This is a genomic window from Streptomyces sp. NPDC002536 (assembly GCF_053594995.1).
This window is the reverse complement of the sequence record NZ_JBSFWU010000026.1, coordinates 21,049-36,167: the sequence shown is the minus strand read 5'-3', so window position 1 is coordinate 36,167 and position 15,119 is coordinate 21,049. Positions and strand designations below refer to the sequence as shown.

At 68.0% G+C, this 15,119-nt stretch carries 13 protein-coding genes and 2 pseudogenes; 7 read left to right on the top strand and 8 right to left on the bottom strand.

Translation table 11 applies throughout. From position 1 onward, the window contains the following. Positions 1 to 155 precede the first annotated feature (155 nt). A complete protein-coding gene (locus ACWD4B_RS12450) occupies positions 156 to 1,226 on the top strand; it encodes a tyrosine-type recombinase/integrase (RefSeq protein WP_451420720.1) in 1,071 nt (356 codons plus the stop codon). Further along, positions 1,223 to 3,868: a tyrosine-type recombinase/integrase gene (locus ACWD4B_RS12445; protein ID WP_451420719.1), complete on the top strand. Its 2,646-nt coding sequence runs from the start codon at positions 1,223 to 1,225 to the stop codon at positions 3,866 to 3,868. Before ACWD4B_RS12450 ends, ACWD4B_RS12445 begins: the two co-directional genes overlap by 4 nt. On the opposite strand, the gene ACWD4B_RS12440 is transcribed toward ACWD4B_RS12445, so the two are convergent. The 4 genes from ACWD4B_RS12440 to ACWD4B_RS12425 all read right to left on the bottom strand — a co-directional run bounded on the left by ACWD4B_RS12440 (position 3,780) and on the right by ACWD4B_RS12425 (position 7,469). Next, complete coding sequence (locus ACWD4B_RS12440; protein WP_451420718.1) at positions 3,780 to 5,231, bottom strand: amidase; 1,452 nt, start codon at positions 5,229 to 5,231, stop codon at positions 3,780 to 3,782. The genes ACWD4B_RS12445 and ACWD4B_RS12440 overlap by 89 nt on opposite strands. A gap of 66 nt (positions 5,232 to 5,297) precedes the next feature. Then, entirely contained in the window at positions 5,298 to 5,573 is a 276-nt protein-coding gene (locus ACWD4B_RS12435; protein WP_451420717.1) for a hypothetical protein, read from the bottom strand. 15 nt (positions 5,574 to 5,588) lie between these two features. Beyond that, positions 5,589 to 6,116 (bottom strand): hypothetical protein, encoded by a 528-nt coding sequence (locus ACWD4B_RS12430; RefSeq protein WP_451420716.1) that lies wholly within the window; start codon positions 6,114 to 6,116, stop codon positions 5,589 to 5,591. A gap of 612 nt (positions 6,117 to 6,728) precedes the next feature. Beyond that, complete coding sequence (locus ACWD4B_RS12425; RefSeq protein ID WP_451420715.1) at positions 6,729 to 7,469, bottom strand: ArsR/SmtB family transcription factor; 741 nt, start codon at positions 7,467 to 7,469, stop codon at positions 6,729 to 6,731. Positions 7,470 to 7,593: 124 nt separating this feature from the next. On the opposite strand from ACWD4B_RS12425, the gene ACWD4B_RS12420 reads away from it, so the two are divergent. The 4 genes and pseudogenes from ACWD4B_RS12420 (at position 7,594) to ACWD4B_RS12405 (ending at position 10,094) form a co-directional block, all read left to right on the top strand. Next, complete coding sequence (locus tag ACWD4B_RS12420; protein WP_451420714.1) at positions 7,594 to 8,070, top strand: GNAT family N-acetyltransferase; 477 nt, start codon at positions 7,594 to 7,596, stop codon at positions 8,068 to 8,070. A 281-nt stretch (positions 8,071 to 8,351) separates the two neighbouring features. Continuing rightward, positions 8,352 to 8,677: pseudogene (locus ACWD4B_RS12415) on the top strand (aldo/keto reductase); the annotation flags it as partial. Between the two features lie 298 nt (positions 8,678 to 8,975). Continuing rightward, positions 8,976 to 9,749, top strand: a complete 774-nt coding sequence (locus ACWD4B_RS12410) for an ATP-grasp domain-containing protein (RefSeq protein WP_451420760.1) — start codon at positions 8,976 to 8,978, stop codon at positions 9,747 to 9,749. Positions 9,750 to 9,827: 78 nt separating this feature from the next. Next, positions 9,828 to 10,094, top strand: coding sequence for a hypothetical protein (locus tag ACWD4B_RS12405; RefSeq protein ID WP_451420713.1), 267 nt, complete (start codon positions 9,828 to 9,830; stop codon positions 10,092 to 10,094). Positions 10,095 to 10,430: 336 nt separating this feature from the next. On the opposite strand, the gene ACWD4B_RS12400 is transcribed toward ACWD4B_RS12405, so the two are convergent. The 4 genes and pseudogenes from ACWD4B_RS12400 to ACWD4B_RS12385 all read right to left on the bottom strand — a co-directional run. Continuing rightward, positions 10,431 to 10,649: a hypothetical protein gene (locus tag ACWD4B_RS12400; protein ID WP_451420712.1), complete on the bottom strand. Its 219-nt coding sequence runs from the start codon at positions 10,647 to 10,649 to the stop codon at positions 10,431 to 10,433. Between the two features lie 432 nt (positions 10,650 to 11,081). After that, entirely contained in the window at positions 11,082 to 12,317 is a 1,236-nt protein-coding gene (locus ACWD4B_RS12395) for an ankyrin repeat domain-containing protein (protein WP_451420711.1), read from the bottom strand. Between the two features lie 207 nt (positions 12,318 to 12,524). Further along, positions 12,525 to 13,403 (bottom strand): GNAT family N-acetyltransferase, encoded by an 879-nt coding sequence (locus ACWD4B_RS12390; RefSeq protein ID WP_451420710.1) that lies wholly within the window; start codon positions 13,401 to 13,403, stop codon positions 12,525 to 12,527. Between the two features lie 237 nt (positions 13,404 to 13,640). Then, positions 13,641 to 13,838 (bottom strand): annotated as a pseudogene (locus tag ACWD4B_RS12385) (IS5 family transposase); the annotation flags it as partial. Positions 13,839 to 14,135: 297 nt separating this feature from the next. Between ACWD4B_RS12385 and ACWD4B_RS12380 the strand changes: the two are divergent. Next, positions 14,136 to 14,897: a hypothetical protein gene (locus ACWD4B_RS12380; RefSeq protein WP_451420709.1), complete on the top strand. Its 762-nt coding sequence runs from the start codon at positions 14,136 to 14,138 to the stop codon at positions 14,895 to 14,897. Positions 14,898 to 15,119 lie beyond the last annotated feature (222 nt).

Sequence of the window (15,119 nt, the reverse complement as noted above, 5' to 3'; positions counted from 1 at the left end):
GAACCTCCCAGCACCGTCAGGACAGCAGGACACGTTTGCGGAGCAGGGCGAAACTTGCACGGCCGAACATCTGGCGCTTGAGCATCTTAAAAGTTACGTGGAATCTGCTGGGGTGATCATGTCTCCCCGGTGCAACCACGGACTTGGGAGATGGCTTGAGCGGCACGACGGTGTTGACGGAGAAGTGGCCGGTGCTCGGCCGGCACGAGCAGGCGGCGGCCTGGCTGACGGTTTGGACGGTTCTCGGACGTGCACCTCGCACGATCGACGCCTACGGCCGGGGACTGGCCGAGTACCTGCTGATGTGCGAACGGGAGGATGTCGACCCGGTCACCGCCAACCGTGCACATATCGCCGTCTACGTACGGGAGTTGACCTCGCGGCCGCATCGCCGGGGTGCGAATGTGATCTCGATCGACTCAGGGGCGGGGCTGGCGAATGCGACGATCCAGCAGCGGCTGGTGCCGGTTCGCCTGTTCTACGACTTCCTCATGGAAGAGGGGATGCGGGAATCCAACCCCGTCGGCCGGGGGCGCTACACCCCCGGCCGACGGAATGGCGGTCAGCAGCGCGGTCTGGTGCCCCGGCTGACGAAGCTGCCGTGGATTCCCGGGGAACAGCAGTGGCTGCGCGTCCTGGAGGTCGCCAAGCACGAGCCGGTACGCAACCGCGTGATGCTTGCCCTGGCCTACGACGCTGCCCTGCGCCGTGAGGAACTGTGCTCGCTGCGGACGGACGACGTCGATCCGGCCCACCGCACGCTGCGGATACGGGCGGAAACGACGAAGAACCGGCTGGAGCGGGTGGTGCCCTACTCAGCATCAACCGGGGTGCTGCTGTCGGACTACCTGACTCACCGCGCGCGGATCAGCCGGGCCCGAGGGCCGCTGTTCCTGTCGGAGTCGCGGCGCAATCACGCCCAGCCGCTGAGCCTGTGGACCTGGTCGAAGGTAGTCCGCAAGCTCGCGCTGGCCTCCGGCGTCGAGCGGTTCTCCACGCATACCACCCGGCACCTGTGTCTGACCGATCTGGCTCGCATGGGCTGGGAGTTGCACGCGATCGCGTCCTTCGCCGGACACCGGCACACCGACTCCACCCTTCAGTACATCCACCTCTCCGGCCGGGACCTGGCCAACAAGCTGGCCCGCGGCATGGACCACATTCATGCCTGGCGAATACAGATGCTCACCGCCCCGGCCGGCGCGACGGTGGAGGTGTCGCGGTGACCGCACCCTCGCTGGCCGTCATACCCGAAGACACCGACGGCCGCTGGTCCTGGCCGGTCGTCCCGGACCGTTACGACACGACCGTCACGGTCCGCCCTGCTGAGGCACGTGCCATCCTCGAACTCGGCGTGCGCAATCTGCGCCGGCTGCAGCACCACGACCCGGCCGCACCTGGCTGGCGCGTGATCGCACGGCTGCTGGGACCGCTCGAGGCGGTCAACGCGACACTCGACTCGCCGCCCACTCCGCACCGCCGACGGGCCATGCTCGACGTGATGGCCCTTCTGCTGACCCACAGCGCGGAGGCAGGCCGGACCTACTGGGGCTGGACCACGCAGGAATGGACCCGTCTGCTCGGCCGCACCCAGGCCGAGTTCCGGCAGCACGCGCCCGCCTGGGCCGGGGACGAAGTCCGCCCCTACCTCGCGGCGCACGCCTACCTGCTCGGTTCCTTCAACGAGTTCCACCAGCTCGGCAGCTTCCAACGCCTCACGCTGTCCTGGCGGATCTTCGGACGCGACCGCGTCACCAGCGAGATCGCCCAGGCCCGCACGGTCCTTGGTGCCTGGGGCTATCAGCTGGGCCAGGACGACGACACCCTGCTGCCGTCGGTCGCCTGCCAGCTGTTTCTGCTCAACCGCAGCCCGCGCCTGGAGGACATGGACACCGCGCTGTTCGACAGGGTCCGACGCGAACGGCTGTTGGAGGGCGCCCGGCTGAATACCTTGCACGCTCTGCAGCGGGCAGTTGCCGAGCTCGGATTCTGCGATCCACCACTGCAGAGCACCGGCCGTCACTCGGCGAGGGCCACCGGCGGCGCCAAGATCTGGGAACGGTGGGCCGACCGCTGGCACGACACCTCCACCCTCACCCCGCGCGTCCGCGGCAGCATCCGCTCCACCCTCCTGCGGGTCGGCCGGTGGATCGCCGCCGAACAGCCCGAGGCCGCCGATCCCACCAACTGGACACGGCAGACCTGCGCGACCTGGATCGCCGCACTGGACCGGATGAAGGTCGGCGACTACGTCCAGCGCACGGTCGGCCTCAAGGACCGGCTCGGCAAGCCGCTGGAGGCGCCCACCAAGGCCGGACAGATCACTGCTCTGCGGACATTCTTCCGGGACTGCCAGGAATGGGAGTGGCTGCCCCGCCGCTTCGACCCACTACGCGCTCTGGCCATCCCTCGCAGCATCACCGCCCTCCTCGGCCCCGACCCACGGGTGATCGCCGACGAGGTCTGGGCGAAGCTGCTGTGGGCCGGACTCAACCTCGACCCCGCGGATCTTCCGCAGACCCGGTCCGGGCACTTCTACCCCTTCGAACTGGTCCGCGCGGTCACGCTGACCTGGCTGTTCTCCGGTCAACGCAGCAACGAGATCGCCCGGCTGAGACTGGGCTGCATCCGCTGGCAGCACGACGGTTCCCCCATCGCCGGCGACTCGCAGCAGGTGCTGGCCCGCGACGCGGTCTGCCTGCTCGACGTCCCGACCCACAAGACCGGCACCGCCTTCACCAAACCGGTCGACCCGATCCTCGGCCAGGCCATCGACGCCTGGCAGGCCGTCCGCCCGGACCAGCCGAAGTTCACCGACCGCCGCACCGGCGAGCACGTCGAGCTCCTGTTCGCCGTCCGCGCCCGCCGCGTCTCCACCAGCTACATCAACAACACGATCATCCCGATGCTCTGCCGCAAGGCCGGAGTCCCGGACGCCGACGTCCGCGGGAACATCACCAGCCACCGAGCCCGGTCCACCATCGCCAGCCAGCTCTACAACGCCAAGGAACCGATGACACTGTTCGAGCTGCAAGCCTGGCTCGGACACCGATCACCGCAATCCACCCAGTACTACGCGAAGATCACCCCGAACACTCTGTCCAAGGCATACTCCGAGGCGGGCTACTTCGAGCGGAACGTCCGCACGATCGAGGTCTTGGTCGACCGGGACGCGGTCGCCTCCGGCGCCGCCGCGGCCGGCGAACCGTGGCAGCACTACGACCTCGGGCACGGCTACTGCGCCTACACCTTCTTCGAGCAGTGCCAGCACCGCATGGCCTGCGCACGCTGCGACTTCTACACCCCAAAGGACTCCACAAAAGCCCAACTGCTGGAGGCCAAGGGCAACTTGCAGAAGATGGCCGTCTCGATCCCACTCACCGAGGATGAGCAGGCAGCCGTCACCGACGGCCAGAGCGCGCTCGACCGCCTCCTCGAGAGACTCGCCGACACCCCCACCCCGGCCCGGACCAACACCCCGACAGCTCGACGTCCCGGCCGGCGCCACCCTCCTGCCGATCCTCGGCGTCCGCCAGGGCAAAGCACAGCAAGCTTGACAATTCTGATTCCACAGAATGACGCGGCAGACGTTGCCTTCGACCGGTCCGGAGTTCCAGTCGGTGGTCAGTCCTGCAGTCACGGCGTCGAAGTCGTTGCGCAGGCTGGCGGCGAAGGTGCTGATGCCGGGCACGTGGGCTTCGATGGCCTCGTTGATCCAGTCCGGCAGGCGGGTGCCGCTGAGAGTGGTGAGCATCTCCTGACCAGGCCGCTAGTACGCCCTACTCCGGTGCCTGGAAGCCGCCGATCTTCTGCTCGAGCAGTTCGGCTAGCCGCAGCGGAGTGCGGTCCTCGAACATCGGGCCGATGAGCTGCACTCCCACCGGCAGACCCTCGGGGGACCGGCCCGCTGGTATGGCGGTGGCGGGTAGGCCGGGCATGGTGGCTAGACCGGCCCAGACGAGCTGGTCGAAGTACGGGTACTCGACGCCGTCGATGTCGATCCGGCGCTCCCTCGGATCGGGGTTGTGGTCGTGCGGGAACGCGGGAGTCGGCGTGATCGGACACACCACGGCACCGAACTCGGCGAAGAGCTGCCGCCAGCCGTGACGGTGGAGCTCGCGATGGCTGTTCGCCTCGATCCAGTCGCGGTGGCTCAACACCATCCCGCGCAGCAGCGCCGCATCCAGACTCTGGTCGTCTGCGCTCAATCCGGCGGCGCGGGCCCGCAGCTGCTCGTAGGAGTCGACGGGAAAACGTGCGACAGAGCCCGAAAACAGCAACTGCCTATAAAGCATGGCGGCTTCGGTCAGATCGGGCAGCAGCGGACTGTGCCGTTCGACGCGGGCGCCGCCGTCGGCAAGCGCGTCGGCCACCCGGTTCACGCCCGCCCGCACAGCGGACCCGGTCGGAATGAGCGGATGCTCGTCAAGGACCAAGACCCGGAAGTCGCCGAGCCGCTCGTGGCGCGCGGGCGGCAGCGTCACGTCGTACGCTACACCGTGCGTCAGCGGGTCCGGTCCGGCCATGACGTCGAGCAGGAGCGTGAGGTCGCGGGCAGTGCGCGCCATCGGACCGACGACGGCGAGGTCGAGGTCGACCGGCAATGGCGGTGCCGGCGGCGCGACCATGCCGCGGGTTGCCGCCAGTCCGAGTGTCGGCTTGTGCGCATAGATGCCGCAGAAATGCGCGGGGGTGCGCAGCGAACCGGCGAGGTCGGAGCCGATGGACAGTGCGCCGAACCCGGACGCCAGGGCCGCCGCTGATCCGCCCGAGGACCCACCCGACGTGCGACCGTGATTCCACGGATTGTTAGTGGTGCCGTAGATCTCGTTGAAGCTCTGGATATCTTGCAGCCCCAAGGGCACATTGGTCTTACCCAGCACCACCGCGCCCGCGGCCTTGAGCCGCGATACCTGTACCGCGTCCTCGGCCGGCACATAGTCCCGGTGTTGCGGCATGCCCCAGGTCGTGGGCAGCCCAGCCATGTTGTAGGACTCTTTGACCGTCACCGGAATACCGAGCAGCGGCCGGTCCTCGCCTCGGGCGCGCGCCTGGTCGGCACGGCGCGCGGCGGCCCGCGCACGGTCGAAGTCCGGCACACAGATCGCGTTGATCGCCGTGTCGTCGCGCTCGATACGGGCAATCGCCTCGTCGGTCAGTTCCGCCGAGGTCACTTCACCGGTACGCAAGGCGGCCGCGAGTCCTTCGGCCGTCTGAAAGTTCCACTCCATGAATCCGACCGTACCGACCTCTGGAACAGGCCATGAAATGCCGCTTCGTGCAAGGGGATGGACGTCTCAATACTCGCCATGTCCCTCTCCGGCCACAGAAAATTCGCCCGACCGCTGGCCATCGCGACGCGCGGCGGGATTGGTGCCGGCCTGGGAGTTCAGGAGACCTTCATCGGACACCCGCGCGTACTTCGCGAGGCTGCGAACCGACGTACGCCCGGACAGCTTCATCAGCACCGGCGTGGACGCGCCCTTCTCCGCAGGAGCGTCGTCGCGGGCACCTTCGCGACGCAGATCGCCAGGTGTGTTGGATTGGACACCGTTGCCCGTGACCCGGATCACGCCCGTTGGGGTAGCTCAACTACAGCTCCCGATCACGGTTGTTCGCGGTGCTGGGTGGCTCACCCGGGCTGTCCCGGCGGCGGCTTCGCGAAGCCGGATGATCTCTTCATGCTGGGCGGCGAGCCGGGCCAGGGCCTGGCCGTTGACGGCCCAGGTCCAGCGGTCGTGAGAGCCTTGGCTACCGTCGACCCTGTAGGGGCCGCACTGGTGCCAGTTGTGTTTTCCGTCGTCGGACCAGTCGAGCCATACATGGCTGTTCTTCGGCGCATGCCATATGTGGGCCCAGTAGACCTTCCCGTACCCGCTGCGGCTTCCGTACTCGAGGCTGGTCCAGGCGTTGCTGCCGATGGCGCTGGAGTCCTTGCTGTGCCGGTTCGTGGTCTGGTTGACGTTGATGGCGGGCCCGCAGCTGTGGTTGATCACCCTGTCGGGCCTCGCCGGTGCCGCCTGTGCGGGGCCGGCAGCCACCATCAGGCCCGCAGCACACGCCAGCGTTGCCACCACGGCGGCGCTCTTACGTTTACCGATGCGTGCCGTTCTCATAGCGCATCCCCTTCCGGAGACGGTGGTTGAGGTGCAGGCCAACGACATTAGGAGTTCTGTGCCGGAGCGACGACCACCACCGGGTTGAACATGCGGTCAACCCGGTGCACTACATCGCCGCCCCCGTCAATCCGGTGCAGCAGCCCGCCGCCGCAGTCGAAGAGGGGTGCAGTTCCTGTCGAGGGAAAGTCGTGATCAAGCGGTGAGACTGTAGTCTGCTGCGGCCTCCAACTCCTCGAACAGCGAGCTCATCCGCCGCCCCCCTGCACCGTCACGGCAGAGATGAGCAGCTTCGCCGACAGCCCCGGTCAGCGTTCTCCCAGCTCAGCTTTCCCTCCAGAAGAGCCACACCGCTCTCGCTTCGACTTGCGCCCGGCTCCCTTCGCCCGGTGCTGCTTGCCACCCCGCTGCCGGTCAAGCGCCGGCTCGCGCCGGGCCCCCAACGCGGCGACAACTCTTCGAGCAACTCGCCGGGGTGCGCGCGAGAGACCCCGGACAAGGCGGGATGGGAGCTGGCCGCACGGGCCAGGCAAGCGTTACAGCCCACCCACCCTGTGCAGGCCTTCTCGCGTCACGGCCCCATCAGCACCTGGACCGTTCATCCCAAGGTCGCTAATCCGCTTCTTGGTCCCAGGGCGGCAGTTCGGTGGTTGCAGGCAGCCCGATGTGGTCGCGCAGTTCGTGTCTGCCCAGATCCGTGAGGGCGAGGGCACGGGTGGTGCCGATCCGGGTCAGCCACCCCGCGGCCAGGGCGTGCCCGCAGACAGCGGCGCCGACGGCCCCGCCCAGGTGCGGGCGCCGTTCGGTCCAGTCCAGGCAGGCGCGTACCAGCGGTCTGCGGAAGGCGTCGGGCAGTGCGATGCCCAGGTCGTTGAGCCAGGTTGCCCCCTTGACGGTGAGCGACGGATCGCTTCCCCACTCCAGCAGGCCGCGGTCGGCCATCGAGTTGGTGACAGCCAGGCCCAGTTCCCCGGCCAGGTGGTCGTAGCACAGGCGCGCGCGGGCCAGGGCCCGCTGTCGCCCCGAGCCCGACAGCGAACGCGGTCTGGGGGAGTGGTGTGGCGCGAGCGCGGCGAGGCTCTCGATCAGGGCCATCACGCGCGGATCGGCCATCCGCAGGTAACGGTGGCGTCCGTGCCGTTCCTCGACGAGGAGTCCGCCGCGTACGAGCACGTTCAGATGCTCGGTCGCGGACGAGGCTGCGACACCGGCGTGGCGGGCCAGTTCTGTGGCCGTCCAGGCCCGGCCGTCCAGCAGGGCCAGGCAGAAGTCCGCCCTGGTGCCGTCTGCCAGCAGCCTGGCCACGACGGCCAGGTCCACACCGACGTCCCGGCTCTCGCGCTGATGGTCCATGTCTCCGATTGTCGTCGATCTCGATTCGGGCTCGGCCGAATCGTCCGCGCCCTACTGTCCCGTACCAGCCGAGGCCACCGCGCTCTCCGCCCGCATCCCTTCCGTCAATCGCCCTGGGAACCTCATGCCTGCCACCGACAGCACGCCACCGAACCCCTGGCCCGGCATCGGCCTCACGGCCACCGACGCCCCGAAGCCCACCGACGTATCGCTCATCTCCGACGCCCTGGACCGGTTCAACATCGACACGACAGCCATCGACGACCGCCGCCCGCTGGCCGTCCTGGTGCGTGACTCCCCGACCCGCCAGGTGATCGGCGGTCTGACCGGTCGCACCTCACTCGGGCTGTTCTTCCTCGATCTGTTCTTCCTGCCACGCGAGCTGCGCGGTGGCGGTCTGGGCAGCGAGATCCTGCGCCGTGCCGAGAACGAAGCCCGCGCACGTGGCTGCCGCATGGCTGTGCTGTACACGATCAGCTTCCAGGCTCCCGGGTTCTACGCGAAACACGGCTGGCGACGCCTGGGCGAAGTCCCGTGCGACCCGCCGGGCACCAGCAGGGTCTTCATGACAAAGGACCTCGACCCGCCGACAGCCCCCTGAATCCGCCGCGCCGCACCGGGGCAGTTATGCCGGACCAAGACCCTCCGGCCGTCGCCTCGGTCAGTCGCGCCGGGAACAGCCAGGCCATCGCAGCCAACCCCCACCGAGACAGTCACCGGCCCATCTTCGTGATCCTTGAAAGAAACTCTTCATGGTTTCCACTCTCCGGTCGGACCCGCCGCATCAGCGCACCAGCGCCGGTGCCAAGGGCTGGGTGCACCAGGCAGCAGGCGGACTCCCCGCTTCCTTCTGGTATCTGTGGACCGCAACGCTGATCAAGCGGCGTACTGCGCAGGCTGCGCGAGGGCGGAGCAATACCCACCGCCCGGGGCCGCGCGGCGAGCGCGGCACAAGCACTGGAGAGCCTTGCCGTACGCGACCGGGTCCAGGCGTACGAGGAGTTGGTCGACCACACGGCCTCGTCCCCGGCGAGGTCGCCCTGGCCTGGCTGCTCACCCGGCCCGGCATCACCGGCCCCGCCATAGGGCCCGGCAGCCTCGGCCGGTTGGAGTCCGCCGTACGTGCCGTGCAGTTGCGGCTGCCGGAAGGGTTGCTGACGTCGTTGGAGGAGATCTTCCCCGGTCCTGGCCCGTCCCCGGAAGCATTTCGCTTGGTGAGCAGAAACAGAGGCGGGCGCGGGCGAAACTCCAACGGGGGCGCCGCCCGCCCCCCGCTGATCATTGACGGCTCAGTGGCCGCTGCAGCCAGCCTGAATGACGAGGGTGCGGTACGGACTGCCGCCGGGGCTCTCGATGGGCAACGTGCCGCACGATGCTCATGGCCCCGGGTGGCGGTACGCCCTATACGCCCCGTCCGAGGGTGGACCGCTTGCCGCCTTCACGCACGAAGGCATCGGGCAGGAATGAAGTGGGCCTGGTGTGCGAGGTGAGTCATGATCGGTGGCTGTGACCTTCGTTTTCCCACCTCGTCTGACCGGCTCGGCCCAATCGGTGCGTGCAGCGGTCCGCCGGCGCGGCCTACCCACTGCCCATCTCACCTCGTTCACCGTGCCTGCCGGGTTGCGCGCCGAGCACCTGCATGCGGGACCGAGCTTCGCGGACGTCGTCGCGCCGGTGTGCGGCATTGCACTGCTGGAGGCCCCGACGGACTGGCTGGCCCGGCTTCCCCGTCAGTACACCCGGCGTGATGTGCTGTTCATGCCGATCGGGGAAGCGTACGGCCTGCGGCGTCCGGCGTTCATCAAGTCCCCCAGCGACAAGGGGATCCGGGCGATGGTCTACGCAGACGGCTCCCGCCTGCCAGGGCCGGATGCCGTGGATCCGGCCACACCGGTGCTGGTCAGCGACGTGGTGGTGTTCACGGTCGAGTACCGGTTGTACGTCCTGGACGGCATCGTCTGCACGGGGAGCCGGTACGCGCGGGGAGGCGAGCTGGCCCTCGGCCCGTTGTCGGACGAGGCAGTCGCATTCGGTCGGGAGGTGCTGGCCGGTCTCGGCTCGACGTTCCCGAGCGCGATCGTTGTGGACGTGGGCATGGTTGACGGGCACTGGGCGGTGATCGAGGCGAACGCCGCGTGGGCAAGCGGCCTGTACACCTCCGACCCGGACCGGGCTCTCGATGTCATCCTCCGCGCTGCCGGCCCCACCGGCGCCCTCGTCTCGCGCGACCTACCGTTTGTACGCCCCTGCGGTCAGACCGAGGCGGAGGGCAGCCGGTGACCGGGCCGGGAGAACTGCCGCACCAGCAGTACGCCCAGGCCGTCGCCGGGCGATGCGCTCAGGTCGGACGTCTTTGGCGTGGATCTGGGCAAATTCCGGGTGGCGACCTACCAGGATGTCAGCGGCCTGAGTTTCGGGCAGGGCGGTGACGTGGCGAAGTCACTCACCCCGACAGGGGAACTCGTTGAGAGGAAGGTGCCTGGCGCACAGCCGAACCTCTCGATCTCGCTCCTTGACGGCAAGAAGGCTGCGGTTGCGCGTGTCAACCTGGTGAATGCCTGGGCCTCATTGCGGGAAGCACCGGACCTTGATGAGGATCGCTTTCAAAGAGCGCCATCAACCTGACCGCAGGCAATGCCGACGCGGCGATCGAGAAGGTCTACGAAGACATGACCATCGATAACTGATCACCGGCCTCCGGTCCGATCTCCCCGCCCAGGTCAGCCGATGTGTGTGATCAATCCTCAGCGGCAACCGATCAAGGTCCGCCGTCACGGGGCACCGGTCGTGTGGTCTGCCTCACCTGTGACCAGGTGGATCACCCGGCAGAGAGTTGTTCAGTAGTGACGCCTGCGGGCGCTGACGTCGCTGGCCAACTCGAAGTTGGCACGCGATGTTTCGACCGGCCAGTCTCCGGCTCTGCTCCCGACCGAGCGGCAAGACCTCGACCAATGCCGCTGTCTATTGGCACTCTCCGGGACGATTCAAGACGATGCAGCCGAGATAGCCGACGACCCGAATCGGCTCACCAACGAGGAAGTCGAGCACTCCATAGGTCCTGGCGTCGGCTGTCGGAGAGGCGCCTGCCTGCGCCTCGGCAGGGGCGGCGAGTGCGAGGCTGCCGAAGGCAAGGAGGGTGCCTGCTCCAGCAGTGGCGACGACGCGCTTGACGCTCTTCATGGCTACCTCTCCGAAGGGGACAGGGCTGCGCGGTCGCTCAGGAAGACCGTCCCGGCGGCCGTTCATCAGCCGGGAGGCTTCCCGGCCCATCGGGCCGATAAGCTGTCTTCCCCCCAGAGTGAAGGCGCATGGCAGTGCCATACGTTGCCAACGGCTTCATGGGCGCCAGGTGGTGCTGACCACGGCCTGCGCGCGTCGACCACGGCGCCTGGAAGAAGCTGGTCGAGGACCCGAGCAGCACCTTTGAACCGAAGGCTACAACCGGCTGGCCAGACTGGATTACTCACAGCGAGGATGCGGGACAGCTTCTGAACTTGACTTTTATCTACGACTGTTACTCAGAGCGACGAGGGTGGTTTCGCGTCTTACGGTCCTGCCCACGTCGTAGCGGGGTGCCCGGTGTCTGTTCTTGACGCCGGGTGACTGGGCGCATCACCCGGCGGGGTTGGGTACCTGACGGTGACGCCACACGTCATGGAGATCCCAGTAGTAGGGCGAGTCCTGGTCGGTGTTGTCGACACCGCGCAGTACCTCGTCGCCTCGTGGGTCGTCGCGCAGGGCCAGCCGGACCGCTGCCGCGACCCGTACGGCTTCGTCCTCATCGTGAAGGCACACGGCAAGAGCGTCCGAAGCGACCAATGCGTCCGTGGGGGCGTCGCCGAGTGCTTTGCAGGACCTCACGCGCACCGCGGCGTCCGCGTCCCGGGTGCATGCGACGGCGGCGGTCAGTGCCTGGGGGTTCCCTGTTCTGATCGGCCACTGCAGGCCGGAGACCGCCCATCGGCGGACCTCGGCGTCGTGGTGCCGGGTGAGCGCGGGCAGCGTCCGCGTGGCCCGGGGATCGAGGGCGTCGGACAGTCCGGCGGTGAGCTCCCGCATCACCCGTGGGTCCTCCTCCCGTGCCGCCCAGGGAAGGAGGTGGTCGACGATCGGCCGGACGAAGGATTCGTCGTCGCTCATGTCGAAGAGGACGCCCAGGCGAAGTACCAGCGCGCCAAAGTACCGCTCCAGTGGGTCCGGACGGTCCCGCAGGGCACCCGCCGCGTCCCAGACGGAGGGGTCCTCTCGCTGTCGGAGCGTATGCGTGGTGGCCCACCACACCTCGTGGTTGACGTCCGGCTCTGCCAGGGCGCGCTTCATCAGCTCGGCGAAGGACGGCGTGACCCCGTATTTGGACTCCAGGTCGGTGAGGATCGCGGCGTGACCGGTGCGGACCGTCAGACCCCCGAGCGACAGTTCCTCGCAGACCGTCCCGGAATCCTTCCGCACTGTTCTGCGCCCGGCCGGCGCCGACGATCCGCTGCGGCGGCGGAGTTCGGTCTCGGCACCCGTGGTGTGCCAGTACCGGGCCAGTTCCAGGGCATCGCGTCCCTCGGCGTCCTTGGGCCACAGGTGTGCCCCGCGGTTGGTGAGCGCGGCCGCGATGGAGTGGTCGCCGAGGTCGATCGCACGCAGCAGGGGAGTACGGCCGTCGGAGGCGGTGCAGTTCAGCCAGGCCGACGGCATCAGCACTTCGGTGACCGGCAGGTCGAAGGCATCCACCGCCAGGCACAGTGCGGGCGTGCCGTGCTCGTCGACAGTGTTGGGGTCGGTCCCCGCTTCCAGCAAGGTCTCGACGGTCTTCGCGTCACCCCTGCGTACGGCCGCGATGAGTGGCTTCTCGCCCATGGAATCCCTCCCCATGCCATGCCGCACCGCTGCCCCGGCGGGCAGCGTTCGCAGCCCTTCGGACCGCTCCGTGCTGGCCCTCAACCTGATTTTCGAACAGGCGATCCTAACGCGAGGGGAGGCGGTGGCCGGGCAGCATAGGGCCTGTTGTGAAAGTGCCGACGGGCCGGACGAGGTGCTATCCAGGTCCGGCCCGTCCGCTCGTCTCTACAGGTCGAGCTGGTACCGCAGTGTCGTGTGCGTGGGCAGGTAGCCGAGGCTGTCGCTGATGTGTCTCATGTGCGTGTTGCTGTCGGCGGTGTCGGTCAGGAGGCCGCCGAGGTCCGGGTAGTGCCCGTGGGCCTGCCGGATCGACTCGGCCTTCATCCAGCGGCCGAGGCCGTGTCCACGGTGCTCGGGCAGTACGCCGGTGCCGTAGTGCTCTGCGTCACCGGTGCCGCTGCCGGGGACGACGAGTTCGGTGAACCCGGCGATCGAGTCGTCGGAGGTGTCGATGGCGACGACGGTGTGCAGCAGGTCGCCGCGCTGTTCGACGGCCTTGGCCGCGGCCCGGACCCGGTCCACGTCCCAGATCGTGATGCCGTGGTCGGTGTCGTCCATGGGCATGTCGTCCATGGCGCGACGTGAGTCGGCGAACGTCTGGGCGAGATCGTCGGGGACGGTTCCCTGCCAGGACGCCAGCCGGTAGCCGGGATGCGGACGTTCGATGATCTCGGCGAGGGCGGTGGTGTCCACGTCGGCCAGTGGCAAGCGGGCGAACCTCAGGGTGAGGACCTTGCGGAAGCCGTGGGCCGGCAGGAAGTGGTCGCCGGGCGATCCGGCCCCGGCCTGCGCGACGACGCAGCGCCGGTTGTTCTCCCGAGCGGCGGCCACGGCGGCGTCGAGGAGCCGGGTGCCGACGCCCTTGCGGTGCTCCACGGGATGGACGTGGAGGGTCAGTTCCGCCAGGTGCGCTTGTCCGCCATCGAACAGGCGGAGAAAGGCCGTCCCGACAGGGTTGGCATCGGCGTCGGACGCCAGCCATGCGAGACGCCGGCTGTGTGCTCCGTGAGCGGGGTCGGTCAGTGGGGTGATGCGAAGCGACAAGGTGTTGTCTCCGTCGTGAGGAAGTGCCAAAGGTCAGTACGCGGGCTCAACTGCTGGGCACTCCTGCGCATGTGCTCCACACCTCCTCGTCGACGTGCCGGTCCGGAACGAGATGGACGGCTGGGAGAACTTAACTGGCCCATCAGCTCCGTGGCAAAGGATTAACTGCAGGCTGCTGCGACCGTGGTCACAGCCACTCGTTGATGGCTGCGACCAGCACGGTTGCCTCATAGCGAACGGCGGCTTGTCGTACCTTGTGGCCACGGCCCGGTGGCGTTTTAGACGATTGATGCCGCACTCCACAGCGTGCCGCTCGCAGTAATCGGTCTTGTCGAACGACGGAGGCCGGCCACCGCGGGCGCCAAGCCTCTTACGGTTTCGGATCTGATCCTTCTTCTCCGGGATCGTGCACAGGATCCCGCGTCGGCGCAGGTAGGGGGGGCAGCAGAAACGACGCAGCCTGCCTGGCCCCGCTCACCGTGGCTGAGGTCAGGCGCCTGCTGGCAGCTGATGGCCCCTGGCCCACACATCGCCGCACCGACGCACTGATCTGGTCCCACTGGCGCAGACGCCACCAGGCCGTCGCCCGCGCCTGCCGCTACCGCCGACGCACCCGCGCCTGAGGCGACTTCACTGAACCGGCCCCTGACCCACCGGCAGCCCGCTAGGCTCGAAACTATGACTCTGACCAGCGGGAATGGTGAAGTCCCACTGGAGTATTAGGCTCTGCCCGTGTCTGACTGCCGAGATCCTTTCAGTGTCTGCTATCCCGCCCTTCTGCCGTGGGCGCAGCCTTCCCGGCAGGACGACCTTCACCGTGCTGTGCGGACCGCTGTGGAACGCTCGCTTGTGGTGCTGTGGGGCCATATAGACCTGGAGAAACCGGCGACTGACACTGACGTACACGCGATCGTCGCCGCCTCCGACGCGTATGTCCAGGGCTGGTTCGACGCCGTGATCCGCCCTGTTGCCCAGTACCCCATGAACAACTGGGGATGGCCGTCCTCGCTGGGGATGTGGCTGGATGCCTCCAAGAGCCACGGTCGGGGCAGAGCCTTCCGTCGCACCATCGCCGAGAATCTCGACCTCTTCGCCAGGTTCCCCCTCTGGGGGACGCTGCAACTGGTCGAATACGCCGGGCACGCTGCACGAATGACGACGGGAACTCCTCGGCAGCGGGCTGCCGATGCCACTGCTGAGACCCTCCGGTGGGCGTGGGCCCGTCACGTCGGCAGACGCGGCTGGGACGATGCCGAGTGGTACGAGTACGTGGAAGTGAACGAGCTGATCGGCTGGACGACGGCGGCGCTGCAACTTCCTGGGGTGAGGCCGTCCCAGGCTGCCAACCGGGTGGAAGAGATCGCCGGACAGACGTGGGACGGCTGGTCACCGTGGACGTCGGATGAGCTGCCGGCACCGTTCATTGCCCAGGCGGCGCAAGCTGTGGCGGACTGTGTGGCAACAAGCGCGGCTCCGTCTTTTCCGCTCGATTAACAGTGGCACCCCCGGCAGCGCCCTTCACAGGACGGAGCCAAACCCGTCCCGCGCGCGAACGGCGGTCCCGGCCCTCGTACGCAACCGGCAGGGATGCCTACTCCTCTGACTCACCGGAACCGGAGGATGCGGGTCCGGCTTGATGGGACACCGACTTCCGGGAGAGGCGATGACGTACATGCTGCTCCCGCGGGAGACGGCGTGATCCGCCGTGTGCAGCGC